General features: G+C 60.2%; 15 protein-coding genes and 1 pseudogene. 2 read left to right on the top strand and 14 right to left on the bottom strand.

Going from position 1 to position 17,027, the window contains the following annotated elements:
* Positions 1–6: 6 nt before the first annotated feature.
* Both EJ067_RS34110 and EJ067_RS34105 read right to left on the bottom strand, forming a co-directional pair.
* The gene (locus tag EJ067_RS34110; protein ID WP_126089409.1) at positions 7–1,437 is read right to left on the bottom strand and encodes a sugar ABC transporter ATP-binding protein; all 1,431 of its coding nucleotides are present in this window, start codon (positions 1,435–1,437) and stop codon (positions 7–9) included.
* 79 nt (positions 1,438–1,516) lie between these two features.
* Positions 1,517–2,533 (bottom strand): substrate-binding domain-containing protein, encoded by a 1,017-nt coding sequence (locus tag EJ067_RS34105; RefSeq protein WP_126089408.1) that lies wholly within the window; start codon positions 2,531–2,533, stop codon positions 1,517–1,519.
* Positions 2,534–2,675: 142 nt separating this feature from the next.
* Here EJ067_RS34105 and EJ067_RS34100 point away from each other — a divergent pair, with 142 nt between their 5' ends.
* Positions 2,676–3,605 (top strand): 5-dehydro-4-deoxyglucarate dehydratase, encoded by a 930-nt coding sequence (locus EJ067_RS34100; protein ID WP_189510267.1) that lies wholly within the window; start codon positions 2,676–2,678, stop codon positions 3,603–3,605.
* A gap of 61 nt (positions 3,606–3,666) precedes the next feature.
* Positions 3,667–4,536 (top strand): NAD(P)-dependent oxidoreductase, encoded by an 870-nt coding sequence (locus tag EJ067_RS34095; protein ID WP_126089406.1) that lies wholly within the window; start codon positions 3,667–3,669, stop codon positions 4,534–4,536.
* Here the strand turns inward: EJ067_RS34095 and EJ067_RS34090 are convergent.
* The 12 genes and pseudogenes from EJ067_RS34090 to EJ067_RS34035 all read right to left on the bottom strand — a co-directional run.
* A pseudogene (locus tag EJ067_RS34090) lies at positions 4,482–4,708 on the bottom strand (hypothetical protein); the annotation flags it as partial. The gene EJ067_RS34095 and the pseudogene EJ067_RS34090 overlap by 55 nt on opposite strands.
* Before the next feature lie 174 nt (positions 4,709–4,882).
* On the bottom strand, positions 4,883–5,671 hold the full coding sequence (locus tag EJ067_RS34085) for a shikimate dehydrogenase (protein WP_126089405.1): 789 nt from the start codon (positions 5,669–5,671) through the stop codon (positions 4,883–4,885).
* 44 nt (positions 5,672–5,715) lie between these two features.
* Entirely contained in the window at positions 5,716–6,525 is an 810-nt protein-coding gene (gene fabG, locus EJ067_RS34080; RefSeq protein ID WP_126089404.1) for a 3-oxoacyl-ACP reductase FabG, read from the bottom strand.
* A 120-nt stretch (positions 6,526–6,645) separates the two neighbouring features.
* On the bottom strand, positions 6,646–7,929 hold the full coding sequence (locus EJ067_RS34075; RefSeq protein WP_126089403.1) for a pyruvate dehydrogenase complex dihydrolipoamide acetyltransferase: 1,284 nt from the start codon (positions 7,927–7,929) through the stop codon (positions 6,646–6,648).
* A 17-nt stretch (positions 7,930–7,946) separates the two neighbouring features.
* Positions 7,947–10,136: a thiamine pyrophosphate-dependent enzyme gene (locus tag EJ067_RS34070; protein WP_126089402.1), complete on the bottom strand. Its 2,190-nt coding sequence runs from the start codon at positions 10,134–10,136 to the stop codon at positions 7,947–7,949.
* A gap of 17 nt (positions 10,137–10,153) precedes the next feature.
* Positions 10,154–10,909 (bottom strand): SDR family oxidoreductase, encoded by a 756-nt coding sequence (locus tag EJ067_RS34065; RefSeq protein WP_126089401.1) that lies wholly within the window; start codon positions 10,907–10,909, stop codon positions 10,154–10,156.
* 11 nt (positions 10,910–10,920) lie between these two features.
* Complete coding sequence (locus tag EJ067_RS34060; protein ID WP_126089859.1) at positions 10,921–11,658, bottom strand: SDR family NAD(P)-dependent oxidoreductase; 738 nt, start codon at positions 11,656–11,658, stop codon at positions 10,921–10,923.
* Between the two features lie 10 nt (positions 11,659–11,668).
* Positions 11,669–12,136 (bottom strand): VOC family protein, encoded by a 468-nt coding sequence (locus EJ067_RS34055; RefSeq protein ID WP_126089400.1) that lies wholly within the window; start codon positions 12,134–12,136, stop codon positions 11,669–11,671.
* A gap of 181 nt (positions 12,137–12,317) precedes the next feature.
* Positions 12,318–13,034 (bottom strand): GntR family transcriptional regulator, encoded by a 717-nt coding sequence (locus EJ067_RS34050; RefSeq protein ID WP_126089399.1) that lies wholly within the window; start codon positions 13,032–13,034, stop codon positions 12,318–12,320.
* A gap of 207 nt (positions 13,035–13,241) precedes the next feature.
* Positions 13,242–14,360: a carbon-nitrogen hydrolase family protein gene (locus EJ067_RS34045; protein ID WP_126089398.1), complete on the bottom strand. Its 1,119-nt coding sequence runs from the start codon at positions 14,358–14,360 to the stop codon at positions 13,242–13,244.
* Between the two features lie 54 nt (positions 14,361–14,414).
* Positions 14,415–15,332, bottom strand: a complete 918-nt coding sequence (locus EJ067_RS34040; protein WP_189510265.1) for an ABC transporter permease — start codon at positions 15,330–15,332, stop codon at positions 14,415–14,417.
* Positions 15,333–15,394: 62 nt separating this feature from the next.
* Positions 15,395–16,939, bottom strand: coding sequence for a sugar ABC transporter ATP-binding protein (locus EJ067_RS34035; RefSeq protein WP_189510263.1), 1,545 nt, complete (start codon positions 16,937–16,939; stop codon positions 15,395–15,397).
* Positions 16,940–17,027 lie beyond the last annotated feature (88 nt).

The following is a 17,027-nucleotide window of genomic DNA, read 5'->3' as shown; positions in this document are numbered from 1 at the left end:
TCCCGTTTACTGTCCAAAAGAAAGCGCCACAATGTTCTCTTCCGAAACCTGGTCTCTGCCCAGTTCGCCCGATATCAGATGATCGCGCACCACATAGACGCGGTCGCATTCGAGAAGCTCATCGAATTCCGTCGTGTACCAGATAAAGGCCCGTCCTTTGTCTGCCTCTTGTCGGACTAGCTCGTAGACGCCGCGCTTGGTCCCGATGTCCACACCCCTCATCGGGTCGTCCATCAGGATCAACTCCGCGCCGGACGCCAATGCTCGTGCGAACAGCGCCTTTTGTTGTCCACCGCCCGAGAGCGACATGACGGGCGCATCGACACCTTCGCACTTGACCTGCAGCACCTCGCACCAATGGCGCGCGAGATCGTGCTCAGCTCCGAGATTGAGGCCGATGCTCGATCCTAGCCGATGTAGGCTGCAAATTGATATGTTCCGCTTGATCGACCAAGCCGCGAACAGACCATCGCTCCGGCGGTCCCCAGCCACCAGGGCTACCTCCGGCATCGACGTTCGAGCCGCTCCGTTCACGCGGTGTTCAGCGAGAATGTTGCGGATTATCTCCGTTTGGCCGTGACCGGCCAAACCGGCCAGACCGACAATCTCGCCTGCACGGGCGATGAGCTGCTTGCCGGCGGCATCTCGCGTCGTGATCCTGGGCGAAGCCGTTTCGGGCGCTCCGGATCGGCGCGAAGGAGCCGGTTTGCTGGCTACGGCATGACCCATCTTTCCTACAAGGCTTTCAAAGGAAAAGTCCGTCGTGGGGCCGTCCGCCACCTTGGCGCCATCCCGTAGCACGACGATACGGTCAGTGGCCCTGAAGACCTCGTCCATTTTATGGGTTACGAGGATCACCGATCCGCCGCTGGCGACAAACTGCTCGATGTACTTGAACAGTTGCTCGCTGGCGGTTCGATCGAGCGAAGAGGTCGGCTCGTCCAAAATGACGAGCATGGGTTCACCGTCGAGCACAGCGAAGGCGCGTGCTATTTCGACCTGTTGGCGTTTGCTCAAAGGCAAATTTGCAACAAGAGCATTTGGATCGATGCCATGGTCTGGAAATGTTGCGTTCAGGGAGCGCATGATGGCCGCCCGGGCGGAGCGTCTCCAGCCCAATCCACGCAAAGCGGGAAATGTGATGCGCATGTTTTCGGCGACCGTGAGATTGGCGCACAGGCTCAGCTCCTGCTGCACGCAGCGGACGTCTGCCCTGCCCCGGGTGGTTGAGGCAACGGCCTGGCCGCCATGCTCCACGGCGCCTCCGGTAGGCGTGAGATTGCCGGTGATCAGATGAAGCAGAGTTGATTTCCCAGCTCCGTTGTGACCGACAAGACCGACACGCTGGCCCCGAGAAAAGGTGACAGACACATCATTGACTGCAACGATCCGACCGAACGATCTTGAGACGTTGCGCAGTGTAATGATGTCCGTCACCCTATCTCGCCTCCAAGTCCCAACCCGACCCAATCATCCGACCCATTGCACTGCCGGACAGGGTCGCCTTCCTCTGCAATTATTGAGTGGCCTTGATCAGATTGATTGTATCGTCCTTGGTATACGACTTGCTCACCACCTCGCCCGGCTTAATGTTGGCAAGCGCAGAGTCCAACTCGTCCGGACCGACCGTGACCAAATTGTCAGGGAGGTGGTTCGGCACCTTGGCGCCGTCCAGCAGCTGCTGGGCAACCCAAAAGGCCAATGTGGACGAAGCCGGATTGCTTGCGGCCGAGTGCGTTTTGTAGCCGTTAGCGTCACGCTGCTCCTTCCACCATTTCAGTTCTTCGAACCTATTGCCCAGGAAGATAACGGGAACCGGACGCCCCGCGTCAGCGAAGGCTTGGGCGGTGCCAAATCCGTCGCCGCCTTCGGTAAGCACGCCCGCGATCTCGGGAAGGGTCGGCAATATCGCCGCCACCTCCTTGCGAGCCACCGTTTGCGTCCACTGTCCATAGACCGTGCCGGCTACCTTGAATTTCGAATCCTTCAGCCCGTCGAAATGCCCATCGCTGATCTGCTGCTCAGCCGGGATTCCGGCAATTCCGCGCACCTGAAGGAGATTGCCTCCATCACGCAGACGCTGCTTGAAAAATTCCCCCTGTTGAAGCCCCAGGCTGTGATAGTCGACTTCGATCTTGTAAGCGCATGGCTCCGAGACCAAGCCATCGAAGGTCACGACAAAGATGCCGGCGTCGCAGGCCTCCTTCACGGCGCCGTTGAGCGCGTCGCCCGATGCCGCGGTAATTACGATCGCATCATATCCCTGCAGAACAAGGCTACGAACCTGAGCAGCCTGCTCGGTGACCGAGTTTTCGGATGTCACGAATACCTTGGCGCCTGCGATGATCCCGTCCGATGTAGCCTTATCGGCCACGTTCTGGAACGCTTTGATCATCTGCTGGCGAAATGTGTTGCCGGCATAATTTACTGAAAAAGCAATACGTTTGGATGATGTGCCAGCGTCGGCTGGAAATCCCAGGCCCACCGTCAGCAGTCCAAACGCAAGCGCAGCGATACTCTTTTTCATTGTCATTGTCTCCTCCCGAGGGGCCGTAATCCCGCCCTCTTGCGAGTCGAGAAATAATGCATTATGCACGAAAGTCAACATGACCTTTAGCCCCGCGAGTTCAAGAAGCCCGTTTTTCGCAGGGCAAGATGGACGAGGACCGTTTAGCGTGAGCAAAAATCAGATAAACGAAGGCCTTTCAGCCACCCTGCAGACTGGCGTCCTGTCTTTTCCCATCACGGATTATTCTTCCGACGGCAGCATCGACGTCGATGCCTATGCGCGCAGGCTTGAATGGATGAACACCTTTGGGCCGGCCGCGATCTTTCCTGGCGCGGGCGCCGGCGAGTTCTTTTCACTGAGCGGTGAAGAATATGATGCGTTGCTCGAGACGGCGATCGAAACACGCGGGACTTCGACTCCGGTCATTGCCTCGGTTGGGTATAATGCTCAATTAGCGGCAGCGGGTGCTCGAAGGGCGGAGGCTATCGGCGCGGACGGTATCCTCCTGATGCCTTCTTACATGACACGAGCAACGCAAGATGGGTTGTTCAATATCATTCGTGCTGTTTGCGATAGCGTGGAAATAGGTGTCATCGTCTACAATCGGGGTACATGCGAGCTGGCCGTGGAGACGATCCAGCGGTTGGCCGATGCCTGTAGCAACTTCGTCGGCGTCAAAGACGGCCACGGCAAAATTGAAACCATTTTGTCGCTACGACTGGCATTGGCCGGTCGGCTGTTGCTCATCAACGGGATGCCGACTGCCGAAATGTTCGCTTACAGTTACGCGGGCATGGGTATCCCGACCTTTTCTTCGGGTGTGTTCAACTTCGTCCCCGCCATCGCCACTGCATTCCAGCATTCGTTGGCAAACAATGATCGCGCCCGTTCAGATGAGATCCTGAGGGAATTCTACGCGCCCTACTCCCGAATCCGTGGCGACAAGCCAGGATATGCGGTTACGATATTGCGCGCCGGCGCTACAATCATAGGCCGCCCGGCCGGCCTGCCGAGGCCGCCGCTCGTTGACATTACGCCTTTCGAATTCGCCCAATTGGAGGCGCTGATTGAAAGAACGGCCAACCTGGTGGCTTGAGACAAGCTACACGCCTTCAGGTCTCTTAAGATCAATCCGTTCTGGCTGTGAAAGGGACAATGTGAGCAAAACGATCGCGCTAGCAGGCGTCGGCGAAATGGGGGTCACCCTGGCGAGACGTATGATCGCCAAGGGACATCGTGTGGTCACGTCTGCGCCTCGTAGTAAAGCATCGGTTCAGCGAGCCATGGAAGCCGGTATTGAGGTGATCCAGGAGCCAGAAATCTGCGAGGCAGATTTCTTTTTCTCCGTCGTTCCGTCCGAAGCGGCATTGCCGCTAGCTGAGCGCGTTGCCTCAATTTGCCGAGGGCAATCTCGCAGGCCGGTCTACTGTGACTGGAACGCGATATCGCCAGCGCTGATGCATCGCATCGCCAACCACTTGTCCGAAGCCGACATCAAGGTCGTCGATGGCGGCATCATTGGCCTTGCAGACTGGTCAGTCACAACGCCGGGTCCCATTCTATATGCTTCAGGGCCCAACGCATCATTACTGAAAGAGTATGGGGACCTCGGCCTCCAGATTTCTGTCATGCATTCGGACCTGGGCGCTGCCTCGGCGCTGAAGTTAAGCTACGCGGCGATCACGAAAGGACTGATCGCGATCGCAAGCATATCAGCGCTCGCCGCTGAACAGAGCGGCTGCGGCGTCGCCTTGGTGAATGAACTGGCCAAATCGCAGCCCGACTTGCTGAGATCGTTCTCGAAATCCGTTCCCAACATGCTTCCGAAGGGCCAAAGGTGGGTATCAGAAATGCAGCAAATTTCGGAATATTTCGGCAGCGCCTTACCGCAAGGCGCAGCCTATTTTGCGCTCAGCCAGGTTTTTGCATTTATCGCTTCTGATACTGAGGCTGGGAATATACTGGCCCATTTTTATAGCCAAGTGCGCCCAGGATCCCCTCCTGATAGGACCAGTAAGTTATCGTGAGGCCAGATATCAAACTGCTCGGCGATCGACGGACTGGGATTGTAGGCATACCTCGCCTGTCGCGTGCGCATCATATGGATCATCTCGATGCCGGAGAGGATTACGACTTGAAGCAGAGCATGGATCGAACGCGGCGCTTGATACGCCTGTGATCCTGTTCGATCCGATTGTTATCAGGTATGATAGGCGCGACGCGCCCATCCGCGTTCCGCTGCACGGATCGATCGACTACCGTCCACCTAACGGGATTGGGGTGTCGGGAGCACGCATGGCGGGCAAGCTGAAAATGGCGGGTCACTGTCCATTCCAAGTTTGCGACAGAGCCCGCTTAAGAAGCTTTGTGGCCTCAAGCAGTGAGAAAGCTGAAAATCTCTGTAAGCTGTCCTTGGAGCATGGCCCCGCCGGGATGAACGAGGCAGCCCCGCTGCCTAGCCTCGCACAGCAGGGCCGTCTCCGCGGGCGACATGATCACCTCCGCGACCAGCATTTCGGGCTCAAGCAGTCGGGGATCGATCGGCAAGGGATCGTCGTCGCGCAAGCCGAGTGACGTACCATTGATGACGATATCGTGTGCCTTGGGCGTTCCGACGGTGGCAAACGACACTGTCGGAAATCGCTCTTGCAGGCGGCTGACGAGTTCCTGGGACTTCGGCTGCGAACGGTTGACGACAGTCAATCGTGAAACGCCAGCCTCAACCAATGCAAAGGCAATGGCGGAAGCGGCGCCCCCAGCGCCTGCCAGGAACACTGCCTTGCCGTTTGGGTCGAAGCCGCCATCGCGAAGGCCCCGCACGAAGCCAACGCCGTCGAGGAGTTCGCCGGTCAGGCTCCCGTCCCGCTCCCGCCGTACAACGTTGACCGCTCCGGCGACGCGGGCCCTCTCCGTGAGCGTATCGCAGAGCGCGGGAACCGCCGTCTTGTGAGGGATGGTCACAAGCGTACCCCCCCAGTTGTTGAACGCGCGCAGGGCGTCGAACGCCTTGGCGATCGCGTCGCCGGGAGCGACCTCGATCGGTACGACCACCCCGTCGTAACACCGTTCCTTGAAAAGAGCGTTCAGCGCCTGCGGCGTCCTGACGTGGTGAACAGGCTGGGCGAGAATGGAAAAGACTTTCGTGTGCCCGCTGATCGTCATTGCACGCTCCTTGAGTTTATTTTTGTCAATTGCGGGTTGGCGGATCAGGTCATCAGTAGTCCACCTGCGACATCAATCGTCTGCCCTGTTATGAAGCTGGATTCTGGAGACGAAAGATAGAGTGCGAGATCGGCGACTTCCTCCGGTTTGCCAAGGCGCCCCATCGGAGTCATGGTGACCTGCGCATCGTTCACTTCTTTTGGGACCGCCATCACCATCGGCGTCTCGATGCGGCCCGGCGCGATCGCGTTTACGCGGATTCCATAGGGAGCAAGCTCGGCGGCAAGGTGTTTGGTGAACCCCAGGATGGCGGATTTGGTCGCTGCGTAATGGCAGGCAACGATCGGCATATGCGTCTTGCCCGCCACGGAGGACATGTTGACGATCCACCCAGCACCTGCGGAGCGCATCGCTGGGGATAGCGCCCGAATGGTGTTAAAGCATCCCGTCAGGTTGACGGACAGGACACGAGCCCACTCGCCCGGATCCATCTCCCACACCTTGTGGGCGACGCCATTATGTTTGGGCGAAATGCCTGCATTGTTGATGACTGTGTCGAACGAGCCGCCGACATTCGCGACAGCCTTCTTGAGTTCACGGTCAAGTGCATCGAAATCCGACACGTCAACCTTAATCGCGAAAGCAGATCCCCGGTTCGAAGCCTGGATGATCCCGACTGTTTCAGCGATGTCATCATCATTCATGTCGGCGACACCCACGTTGGCGCCGCGCTCTGCGAAGCCGAGTGCGATCGCGCGCCCGATACCTCTCCCGGCTCCTGTCACGAGGACGCGCCGGCCACAATGGCTCTGCCGTCGCGCGATTTCGACGGGATTGATTTCAACGATGGGCATTCAGATCTCCCTGTCCTGGAAGGCGTTCGAACTGTCGCAAAGTCTCCGAGCCATGCCCGCGCCGAGTGTCTTTTGGATCGGACAAGACGTTGTCATGCCGCCTGATCAGTGGCTCGTTCTCTACACAAGCAGGCTTATAGGCTCTTCGATTGCCGCCTTCATCGCGCCGAGAAGCCGAGCCCCGAGAGCGCCATCCACGGCTCTGTGGTCTATCGACAAGGTCAAGGTCATGAGCGTTGCGAAGGCCAGTTCGCCATTGCGTTCCACGGGCCGGCGTTCACCCGCGCCGACGGCCAAAATGGCGCCCTGCGGGGGATTGACGATCGCTGAGAAAGACTTGATCCCATACATGCCGAGATTGGAGATGGAAAAGCCGCCACCCTGAAATTCATCGGGCTTCAGGCGGCTCTCGCGAGCACGGGCAGCGAGCGATTTCATTTCGGCTGAAATCGTGCCGAGGCTCTTCTCGTCGGCCTTGCGGATGATCGGGGTGATCAGGCCACCATCCGTCGCGACAGCCACGGAGATATCGACATCCGAAAGCCTAAGCATGGCCTGGTCTGTCCATATCGCATTCGCATCCGGCACCTTGCGAAGGGCGACGGCAGCAGCCCTGATGACGAAGTCATTGACCGAAATGCGCTCTACAGCCTCCCGAGTCTCGTTGATGCGTGAGCGCAGAGCGAGAAGCGCGTCGATGTCGCAATCCAGGTTGAGATAGAAGTGCGGCACCGTCGTCTTCGCCTCCACCAGCCGGCGGGCGATCGTGCGGCGCATCGAACTATGGGGAATCGACTCGTACTCGCCGATGCCAACTTGTATGCCGTTAGAGGGCTGCGGCGGTGCGGGTGGGATTTCGCTCGCCTCCGGTGCTGCCTGGAGATGCGTGGCAGCGGACGTAGCGGCGCGTTCGATGTCGATGCTAACGATGCGGCCCCTTGGTCCGCTGCCAGAGATCCGGTCGAGCGATATTCCCTGCGCCGCCGCCAGCCTTCGTGCCAACGGCGAGGCCTTGCGTCGCGCACCCGCATCCACCTTCGTCGTGCTCGTATCGCCGACGGATTCCGGTGTGGCGGCTGTAGCCGGTTCTGTTTCAGCCGGCTTTGCAGTGGCTGGTGAAGTAGCAGGCCCCGTTCTCGGCAATGCGATGGCCGCAGCATCCTCGCGCTCGCCAAGCAGGACGGCGATGATCTGGTTCACTTCCGCCCTGGCGCCGTTCTTGACCAGCAGCTTGCCGATGCGGCCGTCGCACACAGCTTCTATCTCCATCGTCGCCTTGTCGGTCTCGATTTCCGCGATGAGCTCACCTTTTGCGACGATATCGCCTTCGGCTTTCAGCCAACGAGCGATGACCGCGTCTGTCATCCCTGCCGAAAGCGCAGGCAGCACGATTTCGATTGGCATCTTTGTCTTCCCTTGTCTCAGGCTTCGACTGCTAGGCCCTGGTTTGCCATAGCGGCGCGCAGACCCGACTCGATGTCGCGCGGACGGGCGGCAGCGGCCGCCTCGAGCACCTTGGAAATCGAAGGAGATGCCTCGGCGCCGTGGACGCGCGCGATCGGCTGGTCGAGCCAGTCGAAGCAGCGGCGCTGCAGTTCATCGGCGAGCCAACTGCCATAAGAGGTGCCGGAGGCGCCCTGCTCGACAATCAACACGTTGCCGGTCTTGCGGACTGACGCTTCCACGGTTTGCCAGTCGAGGCCGGCACGGTCGAGTGAGCGCAAGTCTATGACTTCAGCGTCGATGCCGAGTTCCTCGACCACCGCCATCGTCTTGGCGACCATGGCGAGATAGCTCAGGACCGAGACCTTCGATCCCGTCCGCACGACTTTCGCCTTACCTAGCGGAATGAAGTAGTCGAGATCGTCGGCGGGCGCCGGTCCCTTCGATGCGTACAGATCGACATGTTCCAGCACCAGGACCGGATCGCGACAAAGCAGCGCCGAGTTCATAAGGCCGACATAGTCGAACGGTGTGGACGGCGCGACGATGCGCCAGCCCGGAGCCGTCGCGAAAATGCCGGCAGGATCCATGGAATGCTGTGAGCCGTAGCCTGTGCCCATCGCCACCTTGGTTCGCAGCACGACCGGCATGTCGCTGTCGCCGCCGAACATATGGCGTGCCTTGCCGATCTGGTTGAACACTTGGTCGGCCGCCACCCACATGAAATCCGGATACATGAATTCGACGACCGGCAAAACGCGCCCGTCGGCCGCCATGCCGCCGGCGAGACCGGTGAATGCATTTTCCGAGATCGGCGTGCCGAGGATGCGATCCGGGAACTCGGCCGAAAGGCCACGCGTTGCGCCGTTCGTACCGCCCTTCAGCCGGTGGACATCCTCGCCGAGGACTACGATGCGGTCGTCCGTTTTCATACGCTGCGCCATGACGTCGGCGACCGCATCGATGAAACGGCCGTCGTCCACGACCTTGCCGGAGAAGCTCTCCAGTTCCTCAAAGCGCGCGCCGTCGAATTCCGAAAGATCGCCGCGCAGGCCGAAGTCCCGGAAACCCTCCTCCGGCCACAGCGACGGAACGATGCGGCGCCTGCCGTCGTGCATCTCGATCAATTCACCGGCGACGTCGTTCATCAGGCTGACGCAGCGGTCCCGCAGCCCCTTGACTGCATCCTCGCCGATGGCCTGGCGCTCCTGCAGTTCCTTCGCCATGGCGTGGATCGGATCACGCCTGCGCCATTCCGCCTCTTCCTCCTTTGAACGGTAGCCGAAGGCGCTTCCGGGCAGCGGGCCGTTTTGGTGGAAATAGCGGTAGACATCGGCCTCGATGATCGTCGGCCCGCCGCCCTCGCGCATGATGGCATTCGCCTCCTGACAGGCGAGATGGACGGCCAGCACGTCCATTCCGTCGACCTTGAAAGACGGAATGCCGAAGGCTAAGCCGCGCGAGGAAAGGCGAGGCTCGGCAGTCACTTCCTCGACGTGGGTAGACACCGCGTAGCGATTGTTTTCGATGAAGAAGCAGATCGGCAGCTTCCAGGCCGCTGCGAGATTCATGGTCTCCAGGACAGAGCCGATATTCGTCGCTCCGTCACCGAAATAGGTATAGACGACGTCGCCCTTGCCGGCCCGCTTATGCGCCCAGGCTGCGCCGGCCGCCATGGGAACGCCGCCGCCGACGATAGCGTTGGTGCCCAGATTGCCGGATTCGGCCCAGCGCAGGTGCATGGAGCCGCCACGGCCGCGGCAGAAGCCCTGCGCCAGGCCGAGGATTTCCGCAAGGGTGCGCTGCGCCAGGGCGCGGATTTCTGTGCCGAACTCGGTCTTCGGATCGATACCCTCCTTTGCGACGTAGCTCAGGGCTTTGGCCAGGAATTGGTGATGGGCGCGATGTGAACCGTTGATCTGGTCCGAAGGCCTCATGGAAACCGCGGAACCCACAGCGCCGCCTTCCTGGCCGATCGCGGAATGGGCTGGACCATGGACGAGCCCCTGCCCTGCCAGTTCCAGCACCTTCTCCTCGAACGCCCGGATGAGGTGCAGCTGCGCCAGCATCGTGCCGCCTAGCCCGGCGTCGAACGCTGCGCGTTCGGCGGCGGTTGGCCGAACTCCTCGCCAGGAGCTTTTCGGAAGGAGGTCGTCATAGTCGGGCATTGTTTGTCTCCGGAGGATCAGGCCGCGAGGAAGCCGCCGTCGACCGGCAGGGTCGTGCCGGTGATGTAGCTTGCCATGGATGATGCCAGAAAAATTACAGGATCGACGACTTCGGCAGTCTCGCCGATGCGCTTCATCATCACCCTGTTCATGAACCAGTCGGCACCACCTTGGCGGCTGAGCTGGGCCAGCGCCATCTCGCTCATCATGATGCCGGGGGCTACCGCGTTGACGCGGACGCCGTGCGGCGCGAGATCGCGGGCCATGACCTGGGTGAGCGAGCGGATGGCGCCTTTCGAGACGACATAGCCGGCTGTGGAGCCACCGGACACGAAGCCTGCGACCGAGCAGAGATGCACCACATTGCCCTGCCGGGCTGCCAGCGCCGGTACAAGTGCATGCGATACGTTGAACACGCCGTCCAGATTGACGCCGATCACCCGGTCCCACACATCGACCGCTTCCGGCTGGTCGAACGAAGCACGGCCGGCGACGCCCGCATTGTTGACCAGGACGTCGAGACCACCGAAGCGAGAGAGTATGCCCTGTGCGAAACTGCCCACGGCATGGCGATCCGTCACGTCGAGCGTGTGGCCCTCGGCCTTCAACCCGCCGGCCGCGATCGTCGCGGCCTGGGTGTTGGCTGCGACACCATCCACATCGGCAAGGATGACCATTGCGCCCTGCGCCGCCATCCCGGCGGCGATCGCAGCGCCAAGGCCACGGGCAGCGCCGGTCACGATTGCAAGCTTGCCTTCAAGAAGTCCTGTCATTGTGCGCGTCCTCAGGCCATGTAGATTCCGCCGTTCACCTGGATCGTCTCGCCAGTGATGAAGCTTGCGGCAGGGGAGCAGAGGAAAGCGATGACCGAAGCGATTTCGGACGGCCTTCCTAATCGTCTTAACGGCGTCTGGGAAATGCTCTCGTCCGTGCGCGTTTTCAGGAGTTCGCCGATCATCGGCGTCTCGATGATGCCCGGGGCGACGCCGTTGACGCGAATTTTGGGAGCCAGTTCGCGAGACAAGGCACGCGTCATCGACACCATCGCACCCTTGGTCGCGCCGTAGTGAACGTTGGCATAGGCTCCCCGATAGGCGGCAAGCGAGGCAATCGTGACGATGCAGGCGCCGTCTTTTAGCGCCGGCAACGCACGCTTGCAGAGATAGAAGACGCCATCGAGATTGATCGATATGGTGCGGTGCCAGTCCGCGTCCGACATGTCTACGAAAGGTCTCGCCTGATATATGCCTGCCGACGGAACCAGAAAGTCGATGCCTCCGAATTTGCGAGTCGCGAGTTCGACTGTCTTTTCGGCATCCTCGGCGCTCGATGCATCCGCCTTGAGGGTCGCGATCCGGCTACCGTCTCCGAGCGATCCGGCAAATCCTTCCAATGCTGCCTGGTCCAGATCCGTCAGCACCAGATTGGCGCCGGACGAACGGTAGAGTTCCGCAGTCGCGCGGCCAATGCCGCCATTGGCGCCCGTGACCACAAGCGTCCGGTTTTCAAAATCGAAAGTCATGGCTTCTGTCTCACAGATCTCTGCGATAGCCGTCGAGATCGTCATACTGGACGATCTCGACGATATGGCCCTCGGGATCGGTCACGAAGGCCAGCCATGTGCCAGGGCGTACTTCGATAGCCTTCGGACCGGTCATTGATTCCGCGCCGTATGCAATCATCCGGTCCAGCAGCCCCTGGAGATCGTCGACAATGAAGGTGAGATAGCTGGAGCCCGGCCGCTCCAGGATGAGCCCCTCTTCGGATCTGGTGTCCGGCAGGCGGTCCGGGCAGAGAAGCTTGATGCGCTCGCCTTTCTCGGTCTGGAGGCGGACGACAACATATCCGCCCGCGGAAAGGGCGACCTCCGCGGCCTTAGGGCCAGGCACCTCGATTTCCGAAACGAAGCTTAAGCCTATCGCCACCTCATAGAAGGCGCGCATACGCGGCAGATCCCGGACCGCGAGCCCGACCTCGAGCGGTGCGGTCATCTTTGTCATGTCGTTCTCCGATCCTGCTTCAGACGGCGAGCTCTTCCATGAGCTTTTGGTTGTTCGTCAGTTCGTCCGGCGCCTTTGAACGAGACCGGCATACCCCGAGCCGAGACGCGATTGGACACAGGCGCCACATGATTTCGCCTACGACCGCCATAAACTTCGACCGACGAGCGCGGACGGGACCTCAAGAACGAGGGATGCTGCTGCGATTTGAAAGCGCGCCGCCCATCTCGACGGGTGGCCCCTCCGTCAGCCGTTTCGTCAGCTCGATTTGCGACCTCCGCAAATGGCTTGCAAGGATCCTCTCCGCCCCGGCCGCGTCCCTCTGTTCGATGGCGTCGAGCAACAGCCGGTGCTCATAGTGGGTTATCCACTCTGCGCGTGCGTTGATTGCATCCAGGAACACGCGCCGGTAATGCTGCGTGGTGTTCCAGAAACGCTCTACCATCCCAATCAGCATAGGCATGCGCGCGCCCTCGTAGGTCAGGAGATGAAACTCGCGGTCCAGCCGTAGAAACTCCTCAGGATCCTTTTCCGCCTCCATCTGGTCGAGGTATGTCCCGAGCCGCGCGACAGTCGCCGGCGAAATGTGCTGGACACTCTCGAAGATCGCCAAAGGTTCCAGACGCTGACGTATTTTGTAGGTTTCCTCCACCTCGGCGATATCGATCTTCGCCACCCATGCCCCGCTGTTGGGGACGACGACGACGAGCCCCTCGCTCTCCAGCCGCTTCAAGGCTTCCCGGATGGGGATGCGGCTGCTTCCATATCGCGAGGCGAGCGTCTCCTGTCGGATGCGGCTGCCTGGTAGAAACTCACCAGATACGATGGCGTTACGGATTGCCTCCGTCACTTCGACGCCGATGACACGCTTCTCCGAAGGTTTCTGCCCCCGATTCATTTCTTCTCGCACACTTCGCTCCCTTCATCGGGCCAAGAGAATAGGCCACCCGTTTTCCGGATGCAGCCTATGCCATCCATGGCCTTTCTGGCCCGGGACCCCGCGACGGCACAACAGATACTCCAGACGGTTGGCCGATCGGACCCACGATACAATTGGCAGGTCGTATCTGTTCTCCGGCCAATCGTCGGCATTTCGAAGCTGCGATCACCCACGCTCGACCAAAACTTCGTCGATCACCGTGTGCTTCTTTTCGCTTTCGTCGACAATGCGCTGGTTCCTTTCAGGCGTTGCCGGCGAAGGTGCGGCGGAAGCCGATTGCGGCGCGGAATACCTGAGTTCGCGGCCAAGAGGATCGTGCAGCTGAAGACTGAAGACGTCCGGTCGGGAATAGTGACCTAACGGATCAAACTGGGCCTTGGCGAGCCGGCGCACCGCAAAATCCAACTCGGCGACCAGAAGTCTTTCCTCGTTGATCACCGGCGGGATGATATAACCACCGCCGGGAGCAACAATCGCGCTGCCCCCAATCGCATAATCGGCATTCAGAGTCGGCCCAATCGTTTCGCGCCATTCGTCCGAAATATTCTCAGGTGGCAAGTAGGCGGAAGCGCTCAGCACGAAGTTCGATGTCTCGATCGCGTATTCGCGGATAGCCACCTCGGCGTCGCAACTAAAGGGGGGTGTCAGGTCGGCCTCGATAGGCCGCTCTCCCTTCGCAGCGCTTCCGACACGCCACAAGCCTGGCCAGCAGGCGACGTGGATCTCTTCGCCCAGTGTTGCCATCGTGTATTTGGCCAAGGTCATATGGTGTTCCCAGCAAATGAGGCTGCCGACGTTGCCGATATCCGTCTGATGAACGCGCAGGTCACGGCCATCGCCGCGTCCATGGACAAGGCGCTCGGCATAGGTCGGCATGAGCTTGCGATGGCGACCTATCAATTCGCCTTGTTTGCTGAAGAACAGTTGCGTGTTGTAGATCGTCGAACTGCCCGGCTCATCGGAGAGTTCGTTGCAGCCCATGACGACATGTATCCGGTTGCGGCGTGCGGCCTCGGCAAGTACCCGGCATTCTTCGCCGCCAACTGAAACCGCGCCTTCGTAGAGTGCCGTGATGACCTTGGTGAAATTTATGGCTGACACATCGTAATAGAGTGCCCAATAAGGGAACTGTCCGAGATAGCATTCGCTGAAGGCTATGATCTCGGCGCCATCCTTTGCGGCATCCTCAATGGCGCGTACGGCCTTGGCCAGATTGGCCGGAGTGTTCATAAACTCCTGACGGACCTGCGCGACGGCTCCGATAACTTTTCTGGCCTTTGTCATGGTATCTGCTCCTTGGTGTTTTCTACCAGCGCCTTTCACGGACGTCCGGCGAACTTAGATTCGGCTACCGCGAAGCATTCGCGCGGCGGAGACGGCTGCGATCAGTGAAAGGCCTTGGAATATCGGCGCAACATAGAATGGGACGCCAAGCAATTGCAGGCCATTGATGCCAATGGCGACGGTAAACACGGCAATGATCGTTCCAAGTACGTTGAAGCGACCGATCTGGATGGCCGTTGCACCCAGGAAGGCCGCCGCGAAGGCGGGCAGGAGAAAGGCCGGCCCGACATTCGGATTGCCCGATCCGAGCAGCGCCGATTGGAGAACGCCTGCGATGCCGGCCAGCACGCCGGCGATCACAAAAGAAAGCACCGTCAGATTGTCGACGTTGAGACCGGACAAACGCGCGGCATCCTTCGATCCGCCGATAGCGTAGAAGTAACGCCCGAGGGGCGTGTGCTGCAGCGTATACCAGGCCGCCAGACCTACGCCGAGCAGGAAATAGGCGGGGATGGGAATGCCGAGAATGTTGCCCTGCGCCAAGAGCGGCAGCGCTTCCGGAATGTCGCTGAAGATAACGTTGCCGTCGGTGTACCAGAACACGCTTCCGGTGACGATTACGCTTGTCCCAAGCGTGGCTACAAGCGCGTTGATGCCGATCTTGGCGACCAGCAGCCCGTTGATCAGTCCCACCGTACCGCAGGCGATTATGGCCACGGGAATGGCGATGCCGAGATTGAAGCCCTGAAGCGACGGCAAGCCCGTCACGAGAATTGCGCTGAGACCAAGGTTGGCGCCGACGGACAGGTCGAACTCGCCGACGATCAGCGGGAAGAGCAGTGCAATCGCAAGTATGGCTGAAACGGACTCGGTCCTCAACAGGGTGATGGCGGTTCGAGGCGATGCGAACGTCCCAGGCGCGAGGATCGAGAACGCTATGATGAACACTACCATCAGAAGCGGAAGGAACAAGCCGGCATGCCGAACGGCAAATGCGCTGGATCGAGCCTTACCGGAAGTAAGCGCGGCAGAGCTCATTGCAGGGACTCCTTAGAAAGATAAACAATTTCCGATATGCGGTTGGCTGTTTTTGTAGCGCCTGCCAGTTCCGCCACAATCGTACCTTCCGTCATAACGAGGACTCGGTCGCAAAGCCGACATAGGTCCTCGAAATCGGAATCGACGAGCAGTAGGGCCATGCCGTTCTTGGTGGCGTTGGCGATGATTTCATAGATCTCGGCTTTGGAGCCGATGTCGATACCTTGCGTCGGCTCATCCAGAATCAGGAGCTTCGGGGCGAGCCGAAGCGCACGTGCCAGGATAGCCTTCTGCTGATTGCCGCCCGAAAGCGTCGAGAACGTCGCATCGCTGTAGGGCGGGCGGATGTTGAAGCGTCGGATGACGTCGTCAGCTATCTCCCGCTCCTTCCGAGCGGAGATGCCTAGGCCGTTCCAAACCGAACCCATGTCAGGCAGCAGAAGGTTTTCCGCCACCGTCATTCGACCGACGCCGCCTTGGCCGAGCCTGTCCTGGGGAACATAGCCGATCCGGCTGCGGAGGCCGTCCGACGGGGATCCCAGGGCCAGCATCTCGCCGCCGAGGCTCACGGTGCCGGAGCGGCGCTGCTGGGCACCGAACAGAAGCCGGCCGAGCTCGCTTCGGCCGGAGCCCAGCAGGCCCGCAATGCCGACGATCTCGCCACGCCGAATTGCCAGGTCCACGGATCGGACCCGATTTCCGACGAGACCCTTGACCTCAAGCAGGCGTTCGCTTTCGGGAACACGGTCGACCTGCGGATAATAGCTGTCGAGCGAGCGGCCGATGATGAGTTCCACCAGTTCGCGTTCGCTTAGGCCGGCGACTGGGCGGGTCGCGACGCGCCGACCGTCGCGCAAGGCGGTCACCCGATCACAGAGTTCGAGGATTTCGTTGAGGCGATGCGAAACATAGACGATACCCACGCCCTTCGCCGCGATCTCCCGCAACATCTCGAATAGATGCTGGACCTGATCGGCTGGAAGAGCCGCCGTGGGCTCATCGAGGACAAGTATACCCGGATGACCCTCGGACCGCTGCATTCCCCGCGCGATCGCCACCAGCGTGCGATCAGCCTGCGGCAGGTCGGCCACCAGCGTATCGGGATCGATGTGTTCCCCGAAGCCGGCGAGCGCCTGATGCGCCCTTTCCCTTTCGTCACGCCAGCGGATACGCCAGCCAAAGGATTTCCGGAAACCACGCGACAGGGCAAGATTTTCCTCAACGCTCTGGGTAGGAACAAGACCAAGATTCTGGTGGATGAAGCTGAAGCCAAATGAGCCAGCGTCGGAGGGTGAATAGGGCAAGGAAAGCACCCTGCCCATGACCTCGATTTCCGCGCCATCGTCCGGCTGATGGAAGCCCGCAAGGCACTTGATGAACGTCGACTTGCCGCAGCCGTTCTCGCCGACCAATGCGTGGATCTCGCCCGGCAACACCTGGAAGGAAAGGTCGTCTAATATCTTCTGTCCGGAAAAACTTTTGCTGAGCCGCCGTACCGTCAAAAGCGGTGCCGTCTCAGCCGGACTGGCATGGAGAGCCATAGTCACATCATTGCTCCGCTGCTGGGCTGAGGTGCCCCGATGGAAGCCTGTCATAACCCGAGAAACCCGGCAGCAGAGCTGAAGGCCC

Origin of the sequence: Mesorhizobium sp. M1D.F.Ca.ET.043.01.1.1 (assembly GCF_003952385.1) — a bacterium.
Lineage (GTDB): Bacteria > Pseudomonadota > Alphaproteobacteria > Rhizobiales > Rhizobiaceae > Mesorhizobium.
This window is presented reverse-complemented; position numbering and strand designations above follow the sequence as displayed.